The organism is Flavobacterium sp. MMLR14_040 (assembly GCF_033657265.1).
Taxonomy (GTDB): domain Bacteria; phylum Bacteroidota; class Bacteroidia; order Flavobacteriales; family Flavobacteriaceae; genus Flavobacterium.
On record NZ_JAWVWO010000008.1, the window covers coordinates 1 to 24,051 of the forward strand.

General features: G+C 35.5%; 17 protein-coding genes. 11 read left to right on the plus strand and 6 right to left on the minus strand.

Going from position 1 to position 24,051, the window contains the following annotated elements:
- Positions 1-209 precede the first annotated feature (209 nt).
- The 6 genes from SD960_RS12125 to SD960_RS12150 all read right to left on the minus strand — a co-directional run bounded on the left by SD960_RS12125 (position 210) and on the right by SD960_RS12150 (position 11,139).
- Positions 210-923 carry a rhodanese-like domain-containing protein gene (locus SD960_RS12125; protein WP_318803403.1) on the minus strand — a complete coding sequence of 238 codons (714 nt, stop codon included), beginning with the start codon at positions 921-923 and terminating at the stop codon, positions 210-212.
- Between the two features lie 284 nt (positions 924-1,207).
- Positions 1,208-2,281: a sterol desaturase family protein gene (locus SD960_RS12130; RefSeq protein WP_318803405.1), complete on the minus strand. Its 1,074-nt coding sequence runs from the start codon at positions 2,279-2,281 to the stop codon at positions 1,208-1,210.
- Positions 2,282-2,702: 421 nt separating this feature from the next.
- A complete protein-coding gene (locus tag SD960_RS12135; RefSeq protein WP_318803407.1) occupies positions 2,703-4,637 on the minus strand; it encodes an arylsulfatase in 1,935 nt (644 codons plus the stop codon).
- A gap of 286 nt (positions 4,638-4,923) precedes the next feature.
- Positions 4,924-6,492, minus strand: coding sequence for an arylsulfatase (locus SD960_RS12140; RefSeq protein ID WP_318803410.1), 1,569 nt, complete (start codon positions 6,490-6,492; stop codon positions 4,924-4,926).
- Positions 6,493-6,519: 27 nt separating this feature from the next.
- Entirely contained in the window at positions 6,520-7,998 is a 1,479-nt protein-coding gene (locus SD960_RS12145; RefSeq protein ID WP_318803413.1) for a RagB/SusD family nutrient uptake outer membrane protein, read from the minus strand.
- Between the two features lie 15 nt (positions 7,999-8,013).
- Positions 8,014-11,139, minus strand: coding sequence for a TonB-dependent receptor (locus tag SD960_RS12150; RefSeq protein ID WP_318803414.1), 3,126 nt, complete (start codon positions 11,137-11,139; stop codon positions 8,014-8,016).
- A 1,183-nt stretch (positions 11,140-12,322) separates the two neighbouring features.
- Between SD960_RS12150 and SD960_RS12155 the strand changes: the two genes are divergently transcribed.
- The 11 genes from SD960_RS12155 to cobA all read left to right on the plus strand — a co-directional run bounded on the left by SD960_RS12155 (position 12,323) and on the right by cobA (position 24,051).
- Positions 12,323-13,798, plus strand: coding sequence for an MFS transporter (locus SD960_RS12155; RefSeq protein WP_318803415.1), 1,476 nt, complete (start codon positions 12,323-12,325; stop codon positions 13,796-13,798).
- 19 nt (positions 13,799-13,817) lie between these two features.
- Complete coding sequence (locus SD960_RS12160; RefSeq protein WP_318803417.1) at positions 13,818-15,410, plus strand: magnesium transporter MgtE N-terminal domain-containing protein; 1,593 nt, start codon at positions 13,818-13,820, stop codon at positions 15,408-15,410.
- A gap of 27 nt (positions 15,411-15,437) precedes the next feature.
- Positions 15,438-16,490 (plus strand): MFS transporter, encoded by a 1,053-nt coding sequence (locus SD960_RS12165; protein WP_318803419.1) that lies wholly within the window; start codon positions 15,438-15,440, stop codon positions 16,488-16,490.
- 131 nt (positions 16,491-16,621) lie between these two features.
- Positions 16,622-18,838 (plus strand): molybdopterin oxidoreductase family protein, encoded by a 2,217-nt coding sequence (locus SD960_RS12170; RefSeq protein ID WP_318803420.1) that lies wholly within the window; start codon positions 16,622-16,624, stop codon positions 18,836-18,838.
- Positions 18,839-18,855: 17 nt separating this feature from the next.
- Positions 18,856-19,425, plus strand: coding sequence for a 4Fe-4S dicluster domain-containing protein (locus SD960_RS12175; RefSeq protein WP_318803421.1), 570 nt, complete (start codon positions 18,856-18,858; stop codon positions 19,423-19,425).
- A gap of 11 nt (positions 19,426-19,436) precedes the next feature.
- Positions 19,437-19,949, plus strand: a complete 513-nt coding sequence (locus SD960_RS12180; RefSeq protein WP_318803422.1) for a Rieske (2Fe-2S) protein — start codon at positions 19,437-19,439, stop codon at positions 19,947-19,949.
- Between the two features lie 21 nt (positions 19,950-19,970).
- On the plus strand, positions 19,971-20,219 hold the full coding sequence (locus SD960_RS12185; RefSeq protein WP_318803424.1) for a DUF6755 family protein: 249 nt from the start codon (positions 19,971-19,973) through the stop codon (positions 20,217-20,219).
- A 178-nt stretch (positions 20,220-20,397) separates the two neighbouring features.
- Entirely contained in the window at positions 20,398-21,570 is a 1,173-nt protein-coding gene (glp, locus tag SD960_RS12190) for a gephyrin-like molybdotransferase Glp (RefSeq protein WP_318803426.1), read from the plus strand.
- Positions 21,571-21,685: 115 nt separating this feature from the next.
- On the plus strand, positions 21,686-22,432 hold the full coding sequence (locus tag SD960_RS12195) for a sulfite exporter TauE/SafE family protein (RefSeq protein WP_318803428.1): 747 nt from the start codon (positions 21,686-21,688) through the stop codon (positions 22,430-22,432).
- Positions 22,433-22,684: 252 nt separating this feature from the next.
- On the plus strand, positions 22,685-23,257 hold the full coding sequence (locus tag SD960_RS12200; protein ID WP_318803429.1) for a molybdenum cofactor guanylyltransferase: 573 nt from the start codon (positions 22,685-22,687) through the stop codon (positions 23,255-23,257).
- A gap of 5 nt (positions 23,258-23,262) precedes the next feature.
- On the plus strand, positions 23,263-24,051 hold the full coding sequence (gene cobA, locus SD960_RS12205) for a uroporphyrinogen-III C-methyltransferase (protein ID WP_318803432.1): 789 nt from the start codon (positions 23,263-23,265) through the stop codon (positions 24,049-24,051).

Below are 24,051 nucleotides of genomic sequence, written 5' to 3' on the forward strand. Positions count from 1 at the left end.
AAAGTCTTAATCGAAATATGAGTCATGAACTCGGACGAACGAATAGTTTACCTTGGCTTCCTTTCTCAATCATAAATCTAATCAAATTTCAAAAAACAAATCTAAAGGACGAAGGAGAAATCTTCGTTAGTAGCTCGACAAAGATTTGAAGCTACTTTACGAAGTTTCTTGCGAAGATTTCTCCTTCGTCGAAAAGACAATAACTACGGTTATTTTGAAGCCAAAGCCACATCAACATCACTTTTAAGATTTCCTAAACCATCTTTTTTGAAAATGATTTTTCCATTTTGATATAAAATCAAAGTAGGGAAGACTTTTACGGTTTTTAAATCGGCAATAACCTGCGGACTTTCTTCTAATTCAATTTCGATAATTTTGAGTTTTTCGCCATATTGCGATCTGAGATCTTCTAAAATAGGTTTTACAGTTTTACAGGTGGCGCAATATTTGGAACCAATATCTACCAAAACGTATTGATTATCAGCAAGTATTTTTTTGTATTCGGCTATTGATAATTTGCTTTTTAAATTGCTGTAAAATGGTTTTCCGCCACCAATCCAGCTGGCAATTCCGCCTTCAAGAATATAGACTTCTTTGAAACCTCTTTTGGCTAAATCAGTAGATAAAAGTCCGCTTCTGTAGGCAGCAATTGAATAAATAAATACAGGTTGCGACGGATTTAAAGCTGCAACATGTTTTTCGTAATCTTCAGATTTCAGGTTGAAGTTTACAGCGCCTTCAATATGATTTAAGGCAAATTCGTCGGAACCTCTGGCATCAACAATCTGCGGATTTTTTTGATTTTTAATTTTCGAATAAAAAGCATCCAACAATATATTGGCACTGTTTCCTTGTGAAAAACCTGCAATTGTAAAAAGCAGCATAAAGGTTATGATGCTGTTTTTGAGTATTTTATTTTTCATAAATTTTTGGTTTTTGCATAAGTTTGGCAGTGTATTCGTGATTATTTTCGAATACACTGCCAATTCTTATTTATCACGTTGAGTTTAATAGACAAAAGTTTAATTAAACACATAGAAACATAGATTTTATTTTTGAAAGAAAAGAGTATAAAAAGAAACAAGTTTCTCACACATAGAGCTATGTGCATTAATGCAAGTGAAACGCCTTTTTGAGTTCAATATTCTATGTTTCTATGTGTTAAACAATTGCACCAACAGATTTATTTGATTTATTTTTAGTGGTTTTATACTTGAGCAGGCTCGTCGTAATACACCGGACTTGGTGCCAGATTTTCTTCTGCTTTTGGTTTTAAAGGAACGGCCAAAACGCCTTCTGCCAAAGCACTTCCTTCTTTTTTAGATTTGAATATTGGCCACAAAAACTGCGCATACCATTCTTCTTGTTTGTATGATTTCATTCCATATGATTTTGGGAATTTGCGTGTAATTAAACCCGTTCCAAAGATCATGTCCCAGATAAAAAACATGTTTCCGAAGTTTCCTTTGAAATGTCCAACACCGTCTCCGCTTGTATCTGCGTGATGCGCGTGGTGCGTTGCAGGAGTTGAAATCAATCTTTCTAAAACCCATGCAATTGGATGTAAAACTTTGTATTTGTAAAATGGTTTGTCCCATGCAATGCTTGAGTGTGCGCCCAAAGTGATGAAACTTTTAATAACCAAAACAAAAAGTGCAGGTAAACCTAAACCTAAATAAGTTAAAGTAGCTGTCAAATAAATTTGAGAAAAGAAAACGGTGTAAATAAAGTTTTGTCTCGACGCCATCGCCATTCCCATGTATGGAGCCGAATGGTGTGTTCTATGGAAACGCCATAAAAACGGAACCTGATGATGAAGTCTGTGGTACCAATATTGCGTTAAATCATCGGCAATTGCGATAAGGAAAAAACCTCCCCAAAACGGAACCCATGAAAGTGAATTAGCCAAATTCGGAATTAAATATGGCAAAGCCGTTAAGCTGAAAAAAGCAATAATAGGAGGCAGGATTAACTTTGGAGCCAGAAAGCTTACAATGTCAATCTTGCGTTCTTCGCCCGTCCATTGATCGTCGTATAAACCGGCACCAAATTCTATCGCTCCCAAAACCAGCATGAAAACGGTTAATCCCCAGGTGCGGATATTTTGAAACGCAGGTTTTGCAAATTCTAAAAATGAGGGTATCGTAACATGAGATTCTGCTACAAGTCCGTTGCTTAATTTAAAGTAAAGGAAAATTGCCACAACCGGCAATGAATATATCAAAAGACTAATACTCAAATCTCTTGTCAATTTACTGTTTGAATTTTGTGTTGCTGCCATAATTTTTTATTTTAAAAATTGATTTATTAAGGTTAAACCTCCGGCAAGAATCGCCAGCGGAACTAAAAATAAAATTATACCCACGATAATTTTTTTTCCGATAATTTCATAGTCTACTCGTTTCATTATCTTGTGTTTTGTGTTATTATTTATTTGATTTGAATCTCAAAATTTGTATTTGAAATTCAGTGGATTAGCTTGTTTGTCAAAAATAAAAAATAAATTCTTTTAATTCTATGGATTTAGTAGAATTAATTAATTATTTTTTTGAAATTTTGTTATATTATTTTTAACGTAATCCTGCAAGGTTTTCAAAACCTTGTAGGTATGATCTTAAAAATGACAATCGTAATGAATATGATTTTAAACCTACAAGGTTTTGAAAACCTTGCAGGTTAAGTTGATTTAATTTAATTTAATTTTAATTGGTAGTACCAGCCGGTTTGTTAGCCTGACGAATTAACTCCTGAAGATTTTTACCTTTATCAGTTCCGTTATTATGTATTCTTCTGCTAAATACATCCTGCCAGTCAATTAGCGGGTAAAGATTATTTTCTTTTGCCTGCTCTTCAAACAATTGCTTTAATTCAGCCAGTTTTTCAGGATATTTTGTCGCGAGATTATTACGTTCGTTAAAATCTTCGTTTAAGTTGTATAGCTCCCAAACATCAGCATCAAAATTACTTGGAGCGGGTTTTTCGTTTTTACCAAGATTATTTTTCAAGGCAAAAGAATCCGGAAGATGTGCTGCCGCCGCTTTCCATCCATCTTTGTAAATCGCTCTGTTTCCGAAAATGTAATAGTATTGTACTTTGTGAAGCGATTCCGCTTTTGCATCATTTAAAGAAGCATAAAAAGTAGAACCCTGAATTTTATCCTGTTTGATTTCACGAATCGTTTCCGGAGCTGTAATTCCGACAATCTCCAATGTTGTTGGCAATAAATCGGTTACGTGGCTGTATTGATTTCTAATGCCGCCTTTTTCTTTAATTCCCTTTGGATAATAAACAATCAACGGATTGCGCGTTCCGCCTTCAGAATGTGCGTCTTGTTTCCAGTTTTTGAAAGGTGAATTTGTAGCCTGTGCCCAACCTAAAGGAAAATTAGTATTCAAACCTTTTGCAGTTCCAATTTCTCCAATATTATTTAAATTATCCTGAAGATTTTTCTCGTCAGATACACCGCCGGCAAAAAGATTTTGGTTGATTACACCTTGTGTTGTTCCTTCTTTACTCGCTCCGTTATCACCAATGGCAAGAAAAATCACAGTATTTTCAAGCTGATTGGTTTCTTTTAAATAATTAACCACTCTTCCAATTTCATAATCGGTATAGGTAAGATATCCGGCGTAAACTTCCATAAAACGGGCATACACTTTTTTCTGATCCGGCGTTAATTTTTTCCAGTCGGCAATCAACGGATTACGTTCCGGTAAAACGGCATTCGCAGGAATTACGCCCAATTTCTTTTGGTTTGCCAATACTTTTTCGCGGTAAGCATCCCAGCCATCATCAAATTTTCCTTTGTATGGATCGCTCCATTTTTCTTCCACCTGATGAGGTGCGTGAACCGCTCCCGGCGCATAGTATAAAAAGAAAGGTTTATTTGGCGCGGCTTTATGCTGATTTTTGATGTACGTAATCGCTTTGTCTGTAATTTGTTCTGTTAAGTGCCTTCCGTCAGGAACGATATGTGTGTTATCTTCTACTAAATCAGGTTTGTACTGATCTGTTTGAGATCCTAAGAAACCAAAAAAGTGTTCAAAACCTTTTCCAGTTGGCCATCTGTCAAACGGTCCCGCGTCTGAGGCTTCTTCATCTGGCGTTAAACCGTATTTACCAACGGCAAAAGTGTTGTAACCTTTGTCACGCAAAATCTCTGCAATTGTTCCTTTATCAGATGGAATTCTGCCATCCCAACCCGGAAAACCTGCAGATAAAACCGTGTGAGAGAAACCGCTAACGTGTACTCGTCCTGAATTTCTTCCCGTTAATAAAGCGGCGCGGGTAGGAGCGCAAATCGCTGTTGTATGGAAATTGGTATAGCGTAAACCATTATTGGCCAGTTCATCAAATGTTGGTGTCTGAATCAAACCTCCAAAGGAACTTGAAGCTCCAAAACCAACATCATCTAATAATATCCAGACTACGTTTGGTGCACCTTTTGGCGCTGTAACCGGATCAGGCCAATACTCTTTAGAATCGGCTGTGGTTTTTCCAATTGTACCTTTAAATTCCTGATCAGGATTTGATTGTGCAAATCCTTGTACCGCTCCTAGTTGTGTTACCAGAAGGGCAGTAATCAAAAGCCCTTTTTTTGGACTGTTGATTATACTGTTATGATTAATTTTTTTCATTTTAAATAGTTTTATGGTTGATTAAGTAATAAATTTTAGTTGTTTAAACTTATATTCACTTGGTTAACATGTAATCTTATTTTACTATACTATTTTAGCCCGTTGGGTATAATTATGTTTAATACATAGAGACATAGAATTATTGAACTCAAAAAAGGCGTTTCACTCATATTAACAAACATAGCTATGTGGGAGAAACGAGTTTCTTTTTGATTTACTTTTTCAGAAACATAAAATCTATGTTTCTATGTGTTTAATTAATTTTTATTGTATTAAACCCAACGGCTTATTTTATTTTGTTCCAATCTTCGACACCTACTTTTACTGACCATTGCTGATGTAATTCAATCAGATTCTGTAACAATTTTGGTTCTGATTTTGCCAGGTTTTTTGTTTCTGTTCTGTCAGTTGCAAGATTGTACAATTCCCAGGGCTGGTTGTTTTCGGCTACCGCTTTCCACTGGCCTTTTCTTACCGCTTTGCTGCCTTCATGTTCCCAATACAAAGCTTCATGTGGCTCAGATTGTTGTCCTTCAAATTCTTTTTTTAAGCTAATGCCTTCTAGGGGTGTGAGTTTTTTTCCTTGAAAAATATCAGGATATTGAAAACCCGCATACTCCAGAAAAGTTGGAAAAATATCAATCAAATGGCTTACTCTGTTGCTTATTGTGCCTGCCTTAATATGCTTTGGGTAATAAGCAATAAAAGGAGAAGCTATACCGCCTTCGTGGGTATTTTTTTTGAATAATTGAAAAGGGGTGTTGCTCACATTCCCCCAAGGACTTTCGTAACTATCAATAGACGCCACCGAACCCGGTGTTCCATTTTTTTGTGTCACGTAATTCCAGTTTTTTACATCATCGGCACTTCCGCCATTATCCGAAAGAAAGAGAACAAGCGTATTATCTTCTTCTCCCAAAGACTTCACTTTTTGCAGGATTTCTCCAATTCCGGCATCCATTCGGTCGATCATCGCAGCGTAAATTGCCATTCTGGTATCCCATTTGTCTTTTTCTTCGGCAGTTAGTTTTTCCCAATCCGGCACTTTTTCAAAACGATTTGACAAGTCCCAGTTTTTATCAATGATGCCTTGTTCTTTTAATTTTTTAAAACGGCTTGCTCTTAATTTATCCCAGCCTTCCAAGTATTTGCCTTTGTATTTTGCGATATCTTCCGGCAATGCCTGAATGGGCCAGTGTGGAGCATTATAAGCAACATACAGAAAAAAAGGCTTTTGCTGATTTCGCTGTTTTTCTAAAGAATTAAGAGCAAAATTGGTAATTTCCTGAGTCAAATAAGTCGAAGTGTCCTTGCGGATAATTTCCTGATCCCCTTTCAAAAAAGTAACTTTCCTTCCGTCGTTATACAAAGGTTCTGAGTTGAAATAACTGCTTCCGTTGTTTTGTAAAGTAAAAGAATCATCAAATCCCCGATTCACCGCCCAGGCTGATGGAACTAAACCAACGTGCCATTTTCCGGAAACAATTGTGTTGTATCCTGCCTCTTTGAGTGCTTGCCCAATGGTAATGCAATGCTCGTTTAAATAGCCCTGATACGCGGGAAATCCCTTGTCCTGCACCATGTCTCCAATACCTGCCTGATGTGAATACAAACCCGTGAGTAATGAAGCGCGTGAAGGACAGCAACGACCTGCATTGTAAAAATGATTGAAAATAAGCCCGTTTGTAGCGAGTTTATCCAGGTTTGGCGTTTTAATTTCTGAGCCAAAAGCACCAATATCTGAGAAACCTAAATCATCTGCCAAAATGACGATGATATTAGGTTGCTTTTTCTGTGCAAACAGCTGCAATTGTACAACAACCAATAGGGCAAGTAGGAACAGTTTTTTAATCATTTTATTTACTTGTATATAAACCTTTTATTAATTTCCGTAACCCGGATTTTGTGGCAATCCAACAGGATCAATATTTCTTTCGCTTTGCGGAATCGGATATAAATTATTTTTTTCTGAAACCGAGTTTTTAGCCGTTACTTTTTTCACTTCGGTAACCAAAGTTCCCCAGCGTACCAAGTCAAACCAACGCTGACCTTCCTGAACAAATTCTTTTTTGCGTTCTTCCTGAATTGCTGCTCTAAAAGTGTCCTGGGTCAAGCCCGATAAATCAATCGTTGGGTCTGGTGTCGTAATTGGTTTTCCAAAAGCTCTTCTTCTCACCTGATTAATTAATTCATACGCTTCCGGTGTTGGTGCTCCCTGCTCGTTTATGGCTTCTGCCAAAGACAAAAGGATATCGGCATAGCGAATTACAGGAAAATTAATAGCCACATTTCCCGGAGTTGCCAAATTGCTTAAATCCAAATATTTTTTAAAGATTGGTTTCGGAAAAGTATAAAGTGTTCCCGTTGTAGGATTTAGCAATTGCTTTGCATAACTTACATCTCTTCTTTTATCGCCTGCCGTATAAATATCATAAAACAAAGCAACATCAGAGATAATATCAGCCGGTTCTGTTGCTGTAAATCCTGTAAAAGAGGTTCCTTGAAAAGTACTTCCGCTAGATCCGTTTCCTGCCTGATTTGGCTCAAACTGAACAGAGAAAATATGTTCTTTTCCGTTCTTTTTTGTTTTGGTAAAGATGTCCTGAAAATCTTCAAAAAGCGCATATCCGTAGCCGCCATTAATTACTTCATTGGCTTTTGCAATCGCGTTTGGCCAATCTTTTCTGGTCAGATATACTTTTGTCAAAATAGCTTTTGCAGCTCCTGATGTGGCACGTCCCGCATCTGCAGCGGTATAAGTTGCAGGCAGACTTTCGGCATCTTTTAAATCCAGAATAATTTGATTGTACACTTCATCAACCGTCGCTCTTCTTGATTTTAAACTTTCTAACTGTATAGAAGTTGGCTCGTGCAAAACAATTGGAACACCTCCCCAAAGGCGAACTGCCTGAAAGTATAATAAACCTCTGATGAACTTCGCTTCATTAATTAATCTGGTTTTTACAACCTCAGAACCAGAAACTTTCGGAATATTATCAATAGCAACATTGGCTCTGTTGATTCCGGCATAAATTTGTCTCCACGCTACCTGAACACGGTCTGAAGTGGCATCATGCGTTAAACTGCTCAATGCTCTTACCTGCGGGTTTGTAGCAGAAACTCCTGCCGATGCATAATCTGTTGCCATATCGGTAAGGAAATATAAATTTCGGCCAAATAAACTCTGCTCTCCCGGATCAAGGCTTAACGAAGCATAAACAGCCGTTACACTTGCCACAGCATCGTCCTGAGTTTTAAAGTAATTGTCTTCGGTTACAAAAGAGGTTGGTGTTACCTCCAAATCTGCGCACGATACAAGCAGCGTGGCGCTTAATATTGTTGTTATAAATATATTTTTCATCGTTTATATTTTTGCTTAAAAAGTTACATTCAGTCCTGAAATGAAGGTTCTTGAATTTGGATAAGAACCAAAATCGATTCCCGGATATAAATTATTTTGTTCGTATGAACTTACTTCAGGATCATAGCCTGTGTATTTTGTCCATGTAATCAGGTTTTCTGCAGATACATAAAACTTGACACTTTTTGCCCCTAATTTTGAAGAAACGCTTTTAGGTAAAGTATATCCCAAAGTGATCAGTTTCAATCTCAAAAATGAAGCATCTTCGACATAACGTTCTGAAACTATTCCAACCGGAGAACTTGACGCTCTCGGAATTTCATTACTAGGATTTGTTGGTGTCCAGCGATCTACAAGAGTTGCAGCAGCATTTGTTCCCAGAGTTGAAATTTCTAATTGCTGATTTAGGGCATTGAATATTTTAGCACCATAAGATCCCTGGAAAGAGAAATTCAAATCAAAATCATTGTATGAAATTGTGTTAGTGAAACTTCCAACAAATTTTGGCTGAGAACTCCCAAGATTGCCTTTGTCAAGCGCCGTAATTACACCATCACCGTTGGTATCAACATATTTTCTGTCTCCCACTTTTGTGTTGGCCAAACTGTTTATTTTAGGCTGTGTATTTACTTCTTCCTGAGTCTGGAAAATTCCGTTTGTTCTGTATCCCCAAAAAGTTCCTAAAGGCAATCCAACTTTTACGGTTACAGGCTGTTGCTGTAATAAAGATCCGTTTGGTACTACCGGAAAAAACTGATCAACACCATTTCCTATAGAAACTACTTTGTTTTTGTTTGCAGAAAAAACAATGTTGGAATTCCATGAAAAGTTTTTTGTTCTCACGTTTTCTGTTGTCAAACCAATTTCAATCCCTTTATTTTCAACGCCGCCAATATTTTGAAGTACAGTCGCATATCCTGAAGTCAACGGAACCGGAACGTTTATTAATAAATCGTTTGTTTTTTTGTAATACACATCAAAAACAAAATTTACTTTTCTGTCTAATAATGATAAGTCTAAACCAACATTATATTGATTGGTTTTTTCCCATTTCAAATCCGGATTTGCCAATCGGGTAGGAGCCAGTCCTGTATATAATGTGCCTCCAAAAGAGTAATTAACAGAACCCATTTGTGCTAAAGAGAGATAATTTCCAATTTCCTGATTTCCTGTTGTTCCCGCTGTAATTCTAAGTTTGGCTTCGGTTACGCCTTTAATATTATTAGCAAATTCTTCATCGGTAATATTCCATGAAAATCCTGCTGAAGGAAAATAACCCCAAAGTGATTCTGCACCAAATCTCGAAGACCCATCCGCACGCGCAGATAATGTGAAGTTGTATTTTCCTTTGTATGAATAATTTACCCTAGTTAACCATGATTTTAATACACTTTCAAAAGCATCACTATAAGGTTTTACAGGAACACCATCTTGTATAGAGTTATAACTATTTGCATCATTTACAAAAGTGTTTGCACCTGCATTTACCGTTTCTCCCTGCGTATATTGCAATGTATATCCTCCTAAAGCCGAAAACTTATGGTTTTCACCGAAAGTAGTATTGTAATTCAAAGTGTTCTCATTCAAAACAGAACTTACTAATCTGTCTCCAACAGAAGCCAAGCCTTTTGTTCCTGCACCATTTGAAGTATTTGAAGGCGCATAATAATTTTGTTTCGTATTGATTACATCGCCACTTACTGCCACTTTAGCCGTTAGTTTTTTGGTTATTTTATATTCACCAAATAAACTCGTTAGGATTCTGTTGATTTTAGTTTCATTGATAGTATTTTCCAAATCATTAATAGGGTTTGGAACATAACCATTTACAGAAGTTGCGTAAGGATTATTGGTAACATTATAACTTCCGTCTTCGTTTTTAATGGGTACAACCGGAGCCGTAAGTGCAACACTCACTAATGGGTTTGGATTTCTTCCGCCAGCACTATTTGTTCCTACACCATTCGCTATAGAATTAGTGTAATTAGCATTTACACCAAATTTGAAATTTTGCGAATAATTTTTTTCGTAATTAACACGAAGCGAAATTCGTTTAAAATCAGAACCAATTACAGTTCCTTCCTGATCAAAATAACCTGCAGAAATTGCATATCTTGATCTTTCATCTCCGCCGGAAAATGATAATTGGTGATTTTGAACCGGAGCCGCTCTAACAAAAGCAGCCGATTGCCAGTCCGATCCGCCAGAAGTTTTGAAAGCTTCAATTTGTTCTGCCGAAAAAGAAGGAGCCTGACCAATACTTGCCTGAACATCATTACGCAAACTTGCCCATTGTGAAGCATTCATTAAGTTCAGCTTTTTTGAAACCGACTGAACTCCAAAATAACCCTGATACGAAATATTATCCTGACCTTTTGTTCCTTTTTTTGTCGTAATAATCACCACACCATTGGCACCTCGTGATCCGTAAATGGCTGTTGCCGATGCATCTTTTAATACTTCAATAGATTCAATATCAGCAGGATTAATAGTGGATAAAACATTCACCGAAGCTCCGGCAAACGAAACTCCTGCAGAACTGTTATTGTTGTCATTATAGATTAAAATTCCGTCTACAACATAAAGTGGTTCATTACCTGCAGTAATAGAGTTTCCTCCACGAATACGAACGCTTGAAGATGCTCCGGGGCGACCTGAACTTTGTGTAACTACAACTCCTGAAATAGCGCCTCGCAATAAATTATCTGCTGATGAAGTGACCTGAGATAAATTTGCTTTTGGCACCGAAGCTACAGAACCCGTAATATCTTTTCTCTTTTGAGAACCGTAACCTACAACAACTAATTCATCAAGTTCCTGGCGTTCTTCTTTTAAATTAATAGTAATTGGATTTTTTTCTACAATGACTTCGGCTTTTTTATATCCAATGTAACTTACAATTAAGGTGTATGGAAATTTCTGACCTGTTTGAAAATAAAATTTTCCCTCTGCATCTGTCTGTACTCCGTGAGTAGTACCTTTAATAACTACAGATGCTCCAATAATAGGCTGATTTGTAGCATCATCGACAACTGTTCCGTCGAGTTTTGATTGTATAAGCGGGGTTGTATTTTGGGCGTTTATTCCTGCCGAAAGCAACAGGAGAAATAGTAATGAGTATATGTTTAAATATTTTTTCATTTCTTTGTATTGGTTTTTAGTAATTAACAAGGAGCCTTGAAAGTTGATTTTTCAACTCTCTACAGGTTACTTTTATTTAGCGATAAATTTTCTTTAAGCCTCGCCATTTCTGTTGCCGCAGAAATGGCTTTTTTTATTTATTTACAGCAGTTGTGCATTGTTTTCATTGTTAGTTTATTTAGTTATTAATTATTTTTTTTTGGATTTACAGGTATAGTTTCAAGAATCATATTGACACAAATAAATGTATCAAATAGATTTTTGGAAAATTTGAAGCTATGCTTTGGTGAATTTTAAAAAGGTTCGTTTCTATATTTGATTTAAAGGAAATCAACATAAACGATTTAAGGTCGAGAGATTAACAACAGCAGAAACACATATAACAGAAATTGTTATTTGTGTGGTTTTTAGGAAAGATGTAATACGATATGCTTTCTGTTGTTTTCAAAATTTAGTTCTTTATGGTTTGAAATATTATTTTAAACTCTACTAATCCTATAGACAAAGTTAATTTTAATATAATAAAAACCAAAAAAAAATATGTTTTTTTTTAAACGGAATGATTTATAATTAGGAATATGGAGTTTTTTTATTTTTTAAATATTTGATTTTCAGTTTATTAATGTTGTATTTTTGAATTTTTACAAATGTTAAAAAAATATTTTGGCATCAAAAAAATGTAGTATTTTATACTTAATTTATTCATTTTTAATTACTTCCGATATTCTCTAAACTGTTCAAAACCGTCTTTCAACACTTAGTTTCAACTGAAAGTCAAATGTTTTTTTGATTTTAAAGACCAAATAATACTCTACTAAACGTTATCAAAAGAGAAGGAGTTTATAGGTTAGTATAAAATGTAATTGATAGTATATGAATGGTTTAAGTCTTTAAAAATAAAAATTAAATTATTTTAGATAGAATTTTATTACTAAATTTATATAAAAATACGAGCACCGCTTATTTTTATTTACTACACCGGATTTATCTGCCTAATACACATTAAGTGTTTTTTCTCCACACTCACTATTAAAAATTGACCCAACAAAGGCGAGATCTTGCTATATGACAAATGTCATTTTGCGTCAGAATTTATTTATTCAATTTTGTATTTCAATATTAGAAAAAAGCAATTTTCTTCAATAATGATTTATTCTAAATACATATTATAAATAGTCTTTTTATGAGTAATTTATCTCAATCTCACAAAATTTTGTTTCTAAATACACTCGCTTTTACAATATGTTTTGCATGTTGGACACTAAATGGCGTTTTGGTTACTTATCTTGTAGACAAAGGAATATTCAACTGGACAGTGGTAGAAACAGGATGGCTTTTAGGAATTCCGATTTTATCAGGTTCAATATTCCGGCTTCCTATTGGTATTTTGACAGATAAATACGGCGGTAAAATCGTGTTTTCGATTTTATTACTGCTTTGTTCCGTTCCGCTATTTCTGCTTCCCTTTGCCGGATCATTCTGGAGTTTTGCCGTATTAAGTTTTTTCTTCGGATTAGTGGGAACAAGTTTTGCTGTGGGAATTGGCTATACCTCAATTTGGTATCCAAAGGAATGGCAGGGAAGAGCCTTGGGTATTTTCGGGATGGGAAATGCCGGTGCGGCCATTACTACTTTTGTTGCTCCAACTTTATTAAATCATTTATCAGAAAAAGATCCTGTAAACGGATGGAAAATGTTACCTGTTATTTATGGAGCAACATTGGTTATTATAGGAATATTGTTTGTTGTTTTTGCTAAAAATAAAACCAATCAGGGTGTTTCAAAAACAATGAATGAGTTGATGTCTCCTCTTAAAAACATTCGCGTTTGGCGTTTCGGAGCCTATTATTTTTTAGTCTTTGGATTTTTTGTGGCTTATTCACAATGGCTGCTTCCCAATTTTATGAATGTGTATCATACAACATTGGTAATGGGCGGAATGTTTGCTACGATGTTTAGTTTGCCTTCCGGAATTATAAGAGCCTTTGGCGGGTATTTATCAGACAAATTTGGTGCCCGAAAAGTAATGTATTGGGTTCTAGGTTCATCAATAGTAATTAGTTTTTTACTGATGTTTCCAAAAATGGAAATTTTCACGGCAGGTCCCGGAGTTTTGTCTTCTGCAAATGGTGTTGTCACAACCATTTCTGCAAATGAAATTACCGTAAACGGAAAAACACATAAAATTAACGAAAAGCAAATTTCAAATAATGATGATACGGCAATTTTTCCGGTAAAAAATTCATGGCAGGAAATTGTTGTAAAACAGAATCAGGAAGTTAAAAAGAAAGAATTATTAGCTCAGGGTGTTACACAAATTAAGTTTAGCGCCAATCTTTGGGTTTATGTGGTTTTGGTCATTCTTATCGGAATTTCATGGGGAATAGGAAAAGCCGCTGTATACAAATATATTCCCGAATATTTCCCTAACGAAGTTGGTGTTGTAGGCGGAATGGTAGGATTAATAGGCGGTCTGGGTGGTTTTGTTGGGCCAATTATTTTTGGTTATCTCTTAAATTATACCGGACTCTGGACGAGTTCCTGTATTTTTATTTTCGTCGTATCCGTTCTTTGTTTATTATGGATGCACCGAACAATCATCAATGTGATGAGAACAAAATCACCAAATTTTACCAGAGATATAGAACACAATCACTAAAAATTAAATAAGAATAAATATGAAAACTTGGTTAGACAAATGGGAACCTGAAGATGATACGTTTTGGAACTCTAACGGAAGCAAAATTGCCTGGAGAACTTTAATAATAACAACGCTTACCCTTATATTATCATTTGCCTCCTGGTTTATGATGAGCGTTATTGCTGTTAAATTACCGGGATTAGGGTTTCGTTTTACAAAAGATCAGCTTTTTTGGTTAACAGCAATTCCTGGTTTGGCTGCAGGTTTTTTAAGAATCATTCACACTTTTATTTTACCAATATTCGGAACACGACATGTGGTTTCTTTTGCAACCGCCATTAAATTAATTCCGGTAATCGGAATTGGTTTTGCAGTAATGGATGTAAATACGCCTTTCTGGGTTTTTGCACTTTTGGCATTTACAACAGGTTTTGGCGGAGGTGATTTCTCTTCTTACATGCCAAGTACAAGTTTATTTTTTCCTAAAAGACTTAAAGGAACAGCACTTGGAATACAAGCCGGAATAGGAAATTTTGGAGTATCAGTAGCGCAATTTGTTACTCCCCTTATTATAAGTGTCAGTATTTTTGGTGCCGCATCCCAATTTACAAGTATTGATCATAAAGAAGCAATAGTTGTTTTTCAAAATGCCAGTACTCAAAAACAACATGAGGTTTTTGCAGCCCTGGATCCAGATGTACAGGCCAGAATATTGACAAACGTTAAGAAAACAATTATCGACTCTGTAAGTACTGCTATCAAATCAGAGGATAAAGTGGATCTTTTTACTTCATTACCTTTAAAAGCAAAAGCAAAAGCGATAGCCAATGCAAACCCAAAGATGGCTGAAAAAATATTAAATGATATCAGCGCTAATAATACTGCAGTTAATAATAAAGAAATCTATTTGCAATCGGCAGCCTTTTGGTACATTCCATTTTTAGTATTACTATCAATTATAAGTTGGTTTTACCTTAGAAGTATTCCAATGAAAGCATCTGTAAAGCAACAGATGGATATTTTCTCCAATAAACATACCTGGTATTGTACTATAACATATGTGATGACTTTTGGAACTTTTGCAGGTTTATCGGCAGCTTTTCCTTTAATGATTAAATTTTTATATGGAGATTTTCCAAATGCTCCCGATCCTTTAGTTTATGCTTTTTACGGACCACTTATTGGTTCAGCAAGCAGAATTGCATTTGGTTTTGTAGCCGATAAAGTGGGAGGAGCAATCTTAACAACAATTACTGGTTTGGGAATTTTAGCAGGATCGATTATTCTCGTTACCGAAGGATTAGTAGCGCCAGCAAGTATGGAACAGTTTCCTCTTTTTGTTGCCGTAATTCTGGGAATGTTCTTCTTTACAGGAATTGGAAACGCGGGAACATTTAGACAATACCCAATTATTTTTGCAGAAAACCAACGTCAGGCAGCCGGAGTAATTGGCTGGACAGCAGCAATCGCAGCATTTGGGCCGTTTATCTTTTCTAAATTAATAGGTAATAATTTATCGGCTAATGGTACAGTAAATCAATTTTTTATCGGAGTTGCGGTTTTCACGGTTTTAGCTACAGGAATCAATTGGTGGTTTTACAATCGTAAAAATTGCGAGAAACCAAGTTAAATAAGTAATCATTAAATTGAATTAAGGATGAAAAATAAAACATTTAATACCAAAGCGTTACTTATAGCAACTCTGGTTTCTGTATTGACTATTGTATTGGTTTTTTACGGATCCAGAGAATTACAAAATTTTGACGCTGCATTAATTACGTATTTATTCGGAACAGTATTCGCTTTCTTCGGAATCGTATATCGTTATACAGTATGGTTGCAGCGTCCGCCTACATGGATGTATTTCAAACGAAGTTTCCAGTTTTTATTTACCGGAAAAATCTTTGAACATTTGTGGTTTTTAGGAAAAGAATCTGTTGAGAACATTGTGGTTCAAAAATTTATTTATCCAAGAAGTAAATACCGATGGTTTGCTCATTTTTGTATCGCTTTGGGCTGTATGTCGGCTTTTGCAATCACGATACCGCTAACATTTGGATGGATTCATTTTACATTGGCGCCTAATTCTATTTCTATTTACGAAGCCCATTTTTTTGGTTTCAAAATAATGGATTTTACAATAGGGTCTTTTCTTGCATTTCTAATTTTTCACGCTCTTAACTGGTCTTCCTGGCTGGTTATAATTGGATCTGTTTATTACTTAAGAAGACGATTGACAAATCCGGGATTAATTGCAACTCAATCTTTTGAAGGCGATTTATTACCGTTAATTTTATTAATTGCGATTTCCGTCACCGGATTATGCCTTACTTATTCGTATCAGTTCATGAAAGGATTTGCATATGATTTTCTGGCCGTAATTCATGCCGTAACCGTAATTATGTTTTTGATATGGATACCCTTTGGAAAATTCTTTCACATCATTCAGCGTCCGGGACAAATTGGGGCGCATATTTATAAAAAAGAAGGAATAAAAAAAGGAATGGCAGTTTGTCCCCATACCGGAGAAGAATTCGCAACACAACTTCATATTGACGATTTAAAAATTGTAACCAAACAATTAGGTTTTGATTTCACACATGAAGACGGAACATCGCATCTCGATTTAAGTCCCGAAGGAAAAAGATCAAGATTGGCGCAAGCACACTTAAAAGCAAGATTAGAAAGTGGCGGAAGCTTATTTGGATAGTAAAAAGAGTTTCAAGTTTTTTTGTTTCAAGTTTCAGGTTGCCATTGTATGTAAACTTTAGTTTATAGACAAGCTATAGTAACCTGAAACTTGAAACAAAAAAAACTTGAAACAAAACAAAATAGAAAGACATGGCAAAATTACCTGTATCAACTGAAAAGATTATTGAAGATTTTGGTCCGCATTTAAATTATGCACCAAAAGATGGTTACGAAGGTAGAGATGAACCAGATAAATTGGTAAAAACACATTGTTGCTTTTGCGGAATGCAATGCGGAATTCAATTATCAGTAAAAGATAATAAAGTAGTAGGTTTTGAACCCTGGATGGAGTTTCCTTTTAATGAAGGTCGTTTATGCCCAAAAGGAGTTCAGCGTTATTTGCAGAATAATCATCCTGACCGCCTTTTGCATCCACTAAAAAGAGTAGAAGGAAAAGGTTTTGAGAAAGCAACCTGGGATGAAGCCATGGATAAAACGGTTTCTGAAATAAAAAGAATTCAGGAGAAATACGGTAAACATGCTTTTTCGATGTTATCAGGTGTATCACTTACCAATGAAAAAAGTTATTTGGTTGGAAAATTTGCCCGTGTAGCGTTAAAAACAAAAAATCTTGATTATAATGGAAGACTCTGCATGGTAAGTGCCGGAGCAGGAAATAAAAAAGCATTTGGTTTAGACCGGGCTTCCAATAATTATTCGGATTTAGAATATGCAGAAGTGATTATTGTTACCGGAGCAAACATCAGCGAAACTTTTCCAACATTAACCCATTGGATCTGGAAAGCCAGAGATCGTGGTGCGAAATTAATTGTTATCGATCCAAGAATGATTCCGCTGGCAAGAACGGCAGATATTCATTTAGATATAAAGCCAGGAACAGATTCAGCCTTATATGGTGCAATGCTAAAATATCTGGTAGATCACGATATGCTCGATCATGATTTTATTGATAATCATACATCAGGTTTTCAGGAAACAATTGATGCTGTAAAAGATTACACCTTAGAATGGGCGGAAGAAATCACCGGCATTGATAAATACAAAATACAAGAAGCTGCAGAATTATGGGGCAAAGCCAAAACAAGCTTCTTACTTCATGCACGCGGTATCGAACAGCATTCTAAAGGAGTTGATAATGTGGTGGGTTGTATCAATCTTGTTTTGGCAACAGGACGACTTGGCAGACCCTATTGTGGCTACGGCACTATAACCGGACAAGGAAATGGACAAGGCGGTCGTGAACATGGCCATAAATGTGATCAATTGCCGGGTAACCGCGATATCGAAAATCCGGAACATAGAAAATACATTTCTCAAGTTTGGGGAATTGATGAAAAAGACATGCCCGGAAAAGGACTTTCGGCTTATGAAATTATTGATGCAATTCATAGAGGAGAAATCAAAGGTTTGCTTTCGATTTGTTTTAATCCAATAGTATCGCTTCCCAATAATAGTTATGTAAGAGAAGCACTTGAAAAACTGGAGTTTTATGTATGTATCGATTTCTTTTTGAATGAAACTGCCCGTCACGCCGATATTGTACTTGCAGGATCTTTGCAAGAAGAAGAAGAAGGAACAACAACATCAGCAGAAGGCCGCGTTATCAGGATCAGACAAGCCGTTACTCCTCCGGGAGAAGCGAGAACAGATACCTCTATATTTTTAGAACTGGCCAAAAGACTGGGAGAAGAAGATAAGTTTACTTATGAAAATAGCGAAGCAATTTTTAATGAATTGCGAGTAGCATCAAAAGGAGGAACTGCAGATTATTTTGGAATATCTTATAAAAAGATAGAAGATAATATGGGCGTTTTCTGGCCTTGCCCAACAGATGATCATCCCGGAACACCAAGATTATGGGAAGATAAAGTATTTGCTACAGCAGATAAAAGAGCGCATTTTAATCCCGCTCCATATAAACTGCCAAGTGAAGTTACAGATGAAGAATATCCGATAACCTTAACGACAGGACGCGTAGTTTCTCAGTATTTAAGCGGTACCCAAACCCGAAGAATCGGAAAATTAGTAGACCAAATTCCGGAACCATTGTTAGAAATTCACCCGGAACTGGCCCTGAAATACGGAATAAAACAACGCGAATTAGTTCGGGTTGTGACGCGAAGAGGAGAAGGAGTTTTTCCGGCAAATATTGTAGAAACCATCAGAAAAGATACTGTTTTTATACCCTACCATTGGCCTGGAGCCAAATCAGCAAATCAATTGACAATCGGAACATTAGATCCGGTTTCTAAAATGCCCGAGTTTAAAGTGTGTGCCTGTTCATTGAATCCATTAGGAAAAATGGCACCTCCATCCAAAGACTCAGAAGCTTATGCAAGTGTTTAATCTTAAAAAACGAAACTATGAATTTAACTAATTTTAATACAAATGAAGAGTTTTTTGTAGATCTGCAGCGCTGCATAGGATGCAAAGCCTGTGAAATGGCTTGTGCAGAATGTGAAACAAACGGGCAGGAATCGTTGATAAGCGTTAATTATGTCGAACGTTCCTCAACAATTCAAACAACGGTACAGGTTTGTATGCATTGCGAAGATCCTGTTTGTGCCAATGTTTGTCCCGCCGATGCAATTTCGCAAGATGAATTTGGTGTTGTGCACACAGCAAATACCGAAAGATGTATTGGCTGTTCGAATTGTGTTATGGCATGTCCGTTTGGGGTTCCTAAAAAAATGGAAGAGTACGATTTAATGATGAAATGCACCATGTGTTACGACAGAACAAGCGTTGGTAAAAAGCCAATGTGCGCGACAGTTTGTCCTAGTGGAGCATTATTTTACGGTACAAGAGAACAAATTGAAGAAATGAGACCCAATAGTTCGCCAATTAATACTTTCATTTTTGGACAGGAAACCGTAAAAACCAAAGTAAATATTATGATGCCAAAAGGCAGTAATGAATTAAGAATATATTAAAATCTAAATCCATGTCAAAAGAAGATAATTTAAATCAAAACTGGAAAAAAGATTTCCCAATAAAAAAGCAGGAATCAACACAGGTAAGCCGACGAGATTTTGCTAAATACCTTACGTTTGTTTCAGGTGGATTAATGATAGGAAGCGGATTTGTTGCCGCCAAAGCTTATTTATTGCCAAAAGAAAAGGTACAGGGCGAGCATTTTATTTGTGATAAAAACGAAATTCCGGTAGGAGGAACAAGAGGTTTTGTAATCGAAGGAAGTACAATTCCATATATTTTGATCCATCTTGAAAGTGGCGATTTCAGAGCTTACGAACAAAAATGTACTCACTTATCCTGTTCCGTTTTTTATAAACCCGGAACCGGAATTATACATTGTCCGTGCCACGAAGGATCATTTGATGCTATGACCGGCGATGTAATTGCAGGACCACCACCAAGAGCTTTGCCACAACTGGAAGTGTTTTTTAAAGAAAATGCGGTTTATGTAAAAGCAATGATTCAGAAAAAAGAAAGTTAATATCAACTAAAAACAATTATCATGAGTACTTTTAGAAGAAGTCAGAATCGTGTAAATCCCAATAAGCTGAATAACATACTTTCGACACTTATTTTTATTTTAATTTTAAATGTCAGCATTCAGATTTGGTTGTTATATGCATCGTTAAACAACGCATTAGAAGATAATAAAGAGATTCTGCTGCCCGCTTTTATAGCATCTGCGATTTTATTTTTTATTGGATTTTCCTGGATGTATTATCTTCCCAAAGGAAATTTCCAAAAGAAGTAATTTGATGTTTCACGATTTAAATAACATGTGAAAGCTATTTGATTAGTTTTTCTAAAAGAATTAGAAGAATTAAGCTTAAATTTATAATCTTTTTAAATTTTAGATTATTAATTAATAAAACTAAGTAAAAATACTTATATTTGCAATAAGTATTTTGCTTGTGTATAAAATAGCAGCCATGATTCAAGTCGAACAAGCCTTATCAATTATTGCAGAGAACAGCAGTACAATGCCAGTTCAAAAAATTTCAGTGCAAAAGGCATTAGGATATATTTTGGCCGAAACCATTTATTCGCCAATCAATATGCCGCCTTTTCGACAATCTGCAATGGATGGTTACGCTTTTATTCACAGCGAAAAACATCAATATGATGTAATTGGTATTTCGCAGGCAGGAGATCATGCTGATATAAAATTAAAAGAAAACGAAGCCGTACGTATTTTTACCGGCGCTTTTGTTCCTAAAAATGCTGACACCGTTGTAATGCAGGAACATGTTTTGGCAAACGAAAATTCAATTTTGATTACCAATATGCCCAAACAATTTACAAATGTTAGGGCAAAAGGAGAACAAATAGTAAAAGAAGATGTTGTTTTTGAAGCCAATACTTTGATTACACCCGCTGCAATTGGATTTTTAGCCTGTTTGGGAATTACAGAAATTGAAGTTTATAAAAAACCTAAAGTTGCAATTTTAGTAACAGGTAACGAATTGGTAAAAGCAGGTAAGGAATTGCCAAAAGGAAAAATTTACGAAAGTAATTCGGTAATGCTGCAGGCAGCTCTTCAGACTATCGGAATTAAAAAAACGAAAAGTTTTAAAGTAAAAGACAGTCTTAAAGCAACGAAGAAAGCCTTAAAAAATATTCTTCCAAAATTTGATATTGTTTTAATTTCCGGTGGAATTTCTGTTGGCGATTATGATTTTGTAAAAGAAGCATTACTAGAAAACGGAGTACAAGAGTTATTTTATAAAATTAATCAAAAACCGGGAAAGCCAATGTTTTTTGGTTCAAAAAATGAAACATTAGTATTTGCTTTGCCAGGGAATCCGGCTTCATCGCTAACTAATTTTTATATTTACGTATATCCGGCAATTAAAAACAGAATGGGATTTTCGGACATTCATTTGCCAAAACTGGTTCGAAAATTGAATACAGGATTTATAAATACAACCGGAAAAACATTATTTCTAAAAGCGCTTTACGATGAAACCAATGTAACAATTCTGGAAGGACAAAGTTCAGCAATGCTAAATACCTTTGCTATAGCTAATAGTCTGCTAATTGTTCCACATGATAAAGAATCCCTTAAAAAAGGTGAACAGGTAACTTTGTTGCCAATAAATTAGAATTAGATAATTTGAAAATAAGATAATTAGATAGGAATTGTAAAATGCGGTATGTAAAATAAAACATAGCAAACCTGAAACGTGAAACAAAACAAACCTGAAACAAATTTAAATAATGAATCTTCTTAGTTCCGAAAATATTCTTCTGTTTAGCTTCGCTTTAATCGTGATTGCGTTTTTATACTCTAGTGTTGGGCATGGCGGTGCATCAGGATATTTGGCTTTGATGACGATTTTTGCTTTTCCGGTGGCAATTATGAAACCTTCGGCATTGCTGTTGAACTTGTTTGTTTCGAGTATTTCATTTTTCTTTTATTACAGAATGAATTATTTCAAACCAAAACTTTTTTATCCTTTTGCAATAACTTCAGTTCCGGCCGCATTTATAGGTGGCTTTGTAACTTTAGATAATACAATTTATAAGATCATTTTAGGAATTGTATTGGTTTTTGCAGCACTTAGATTGTTTGGTATTTTTAATTTTAAAGAAAAAGAAGCAGTAGAAATAAAATTGCCCTTTGCACTAGCGATAGGTTTTGCAATTGGTTTATTGTCCGGAATGTTAGGAATTGGCGGAGGAATTATCCTGAGTCCGATTTTATTATTTTTGGGATGGGCTTCGGTAAAAGAATCGGCGGCTATTTCGAGTTTGTTCATTTTTGTGAATTCATTTGCGGGAATGCTAGGTTTCTTTTTAGGAGGAAAAACAGTTTCGATGGAGAGTTTTTATTTAGTGCCAATTGCAGTGATAGGAGGAGTTTTGGGCGGATTTTACGGGAGTGGTAAATTTTCAAACAAAACATTAAAAATGGTTTTGGGAGCAGTAATTTTAATGGCAAGCATAAAATTGATTTTTCCGTAAAAATTGAAAATATGTACATAACGAACCCCACGGTTGAAACCGTAGGCAATGTTGAAAAATGAATATAAACAACGTTATTGACATAGCCAACGGTTTCAACCGTTGGGGATAGATGAGAAACGATTGTTTTCGAGGTTGAAATCTCGGGCTATATTGAAAAACGAAAAAAAAAATGCTATATAAAACATAGCCGCCGGTTTCAACCGTCGGGATAAAGATTGGCAAAACCTGAAACCTGAAACAAAAAAAGCCATGGAAACATTAAAAGTTTTTATTCTTTGCGGAGGAAAAAGTTCTCGAATGCAATCAGAAAAAGGATTGGTTTTGTTTCAGAATAAACCTTTTATAGAACATATAATTCAGGCAATTTTGCCTATTACAGATAATATTACATTAATTACAAATACAAAAGAATACGATTATTTGCCGTATACAAAAATACCGGATATTGTTACAGACAAAGGTCCGTTGGGAGGAATTTACACAGCATTATCGAATTCTGACTCTGAATTTAATTTGATTTTAAGTTGTGATATTCCCTTGATTTCAACAGAATTATTGTCAGAATTAATTTCAAAACAGAATGATGAAGCCGAAATTTCGGTTTTTGCTTCAGAGAGCAGATTGCATCCGTTAATCGGAATTTATTCAAAAAAAGTATTATCTGTTATCAAAAGCGCAATTGATAACAACGATTTAAAAATGATGAATCTAATAGCGAATGTTCCGCATCAGATTATCAAAATTGACGAAAGTGAAAACTTTCATTTAACTAATATTAATTCGGCAGACGAATTAAACGATCTGAATATCAATTTAAGTTAAAAGTTATGCGAAATTCAAAAACACCAAAATTAACGATTGTAGGCGCAGGTCCCGGTGACGCTGAATTAATTACTTTAAAAGCGATTAAAGCCTTAGAAAATGCCGATGTGGTTTTGTATGACGCATTGGTAAATGAAGAATTATTGCAGTATGCGACAAAAGCAGAAATTGTTTTTGTAGGCAAACGTTTAGGTTGTCACGCTTATACGCAGGACCAGATTAACGAATTAATCGTTTCGATGGCCAATCGCTACGGTCATGTGGTGCGCTTAAAAGGCGGAGATCCGTTTATTTTTGGAAGAGGAAGTGAAGAAATCGAGTATGTCGAAAAATTAGGTTTAGAGACAGCAATTGTTCCAGGGATTTCATCTGCTTTGGGAGTTCCGGCTTCGGTTGGAATCAGTTTGACACAACGCCAGATTGCCGAAAGTTTTTGGGTAATTACCGGAACAACTTCAAATCATAAATTGTCTAAAGACATTCATTTGGCTTCAAAATCGGCTGCGACCGTGGTTATTTTGATGGGAATGCATAAATTAGAAGAAATTATTTCTATTTATAAAGAAAACAGAACGGATGATTTGCCAATTGCAATTATCCAAAACGGAACAAAAAATAGTGAACAAAAAGTAGTTGGAACTATCAGTTCTATTGCTAAATTGGTATCAGAAAATAAAATTTCTTCGCCGGCAATTATTGTCATTGGCGAAGTAGTGAAAAATACCTCAAAATTAACCTCTTATTTTCAGGAGCATTTTGATGACGAATTTATTTTTCAGAATTTAAATTTATAA

Coding starts and splice junctions, on each gene's coding strand:
- SD960_RS12175 (WP_318803421.1), top strand. CDS start 18,856: ATGAATTTAACTAATTTTAATACAAATGAAGAGTTTTTTGTAGATCTG.
- SD960_RS12155 (WP_318803415.1), top strand. CDS start 12,323: ATGAGTAATTTATCTCAATCTCACAAAATTTTGTTTCTAAATACACTC.
- SD960_RS12165 (WP_318803419.1), top strand. CDS start 15,438: ATGAAAAATAAAACATTTAATACCAAAGCGTTACTTATAGCAACTCTG.
- glp (WP_318803426.1), top strand. CDS start 20,398: ATGATTCAAGTCGAACAAGCCTTATCAATTATTGCAGAGAACAGCAGT.
- SD960_RS12135 (WP_318803407.1), bottom strand. CDS start 4,637: ATGAAAAAAATTAATCATAACAGTATAATCAACAGTCCAAAAAAAGGG.
- SD960_RS12160 (WP_318803417.1), top strand. CDS start 13,818: ATGAAAACTTGGTTAGACAAATGGGAACCTGAAGATGATACGTTTTGG.
- SD960_RS12125 (WP_318803403.1), bottom strand. CDS start 923: ATGAAAAATAAAATACTCAAAAACAGCATCATAACCTTTATGCTGCTT.
- SD960_RS12195 (WP_318803428.1), top strand. CDS start 21,686: ATGAATCTTCTTAGTTCCGAAAATATTCTTCTGTTTAGCTTCGCTTTA.
- cobA (WP_318803432.1), top strand. CDS start 23,263: ATGCGAAATTCAAAAACACCAAAATTAACGATTGTAGGCGCAGGTCCC.
- SD960_RS12185 (WP_318803424.1), top strand. CDS start 19,971: ATGAGTACTTTTAGAAGAAGTCAGAATCGTGTAAATCCCAATAAGCTG.
- SD960_RS12140 (WP_318803410.1), bottom strand. CDS start 6,492: ATGATTAAAAAACTGTTCCTACTTGCCCTATTGGTTGTTGTACAATTG.
- SD960_RS12170 (WP_318803420.1), top strand. CDS start 16,622: ATGGCAAAATTACCTGTATCAACTGAAAAGATTATTGAAGATTTTGGT.
- SD960_RS12200 (WP_318803429.1), top strand. CDS start 22,685: ATGGAAACATTAAAAGTTTTTATTCTTTGCGGAGGAAAAAGTTCTCGA.
- SD960_RS12145 (WP_318803413.1), bottom strand. CDS start 7,998: ATGAAAAATATATTTATAACAACAATATTAAGCGCCACGCTGCTTGTA.
- SD960_RS12180 (WP_318803422.1), top strand. CDS start 19,437: ATGTCAAAAGAAGATAATTTAAATCAAAACTGGAAAAAAGATTTCCCA.
- SD960_RS12130 (WP_318803405.1), bottom strand. CDS start 2,281: ATGGCAGCAACACAAAATTCAAACAGTAAATTGACAAGAGATTTGAGT.
- SD960_RS12150 (WP_318803414.1), bottom strand. CDS start 11,139: ATGAAAAAATATTTAAACATATACTCATTACTATTTCTCCTGTTGCTT.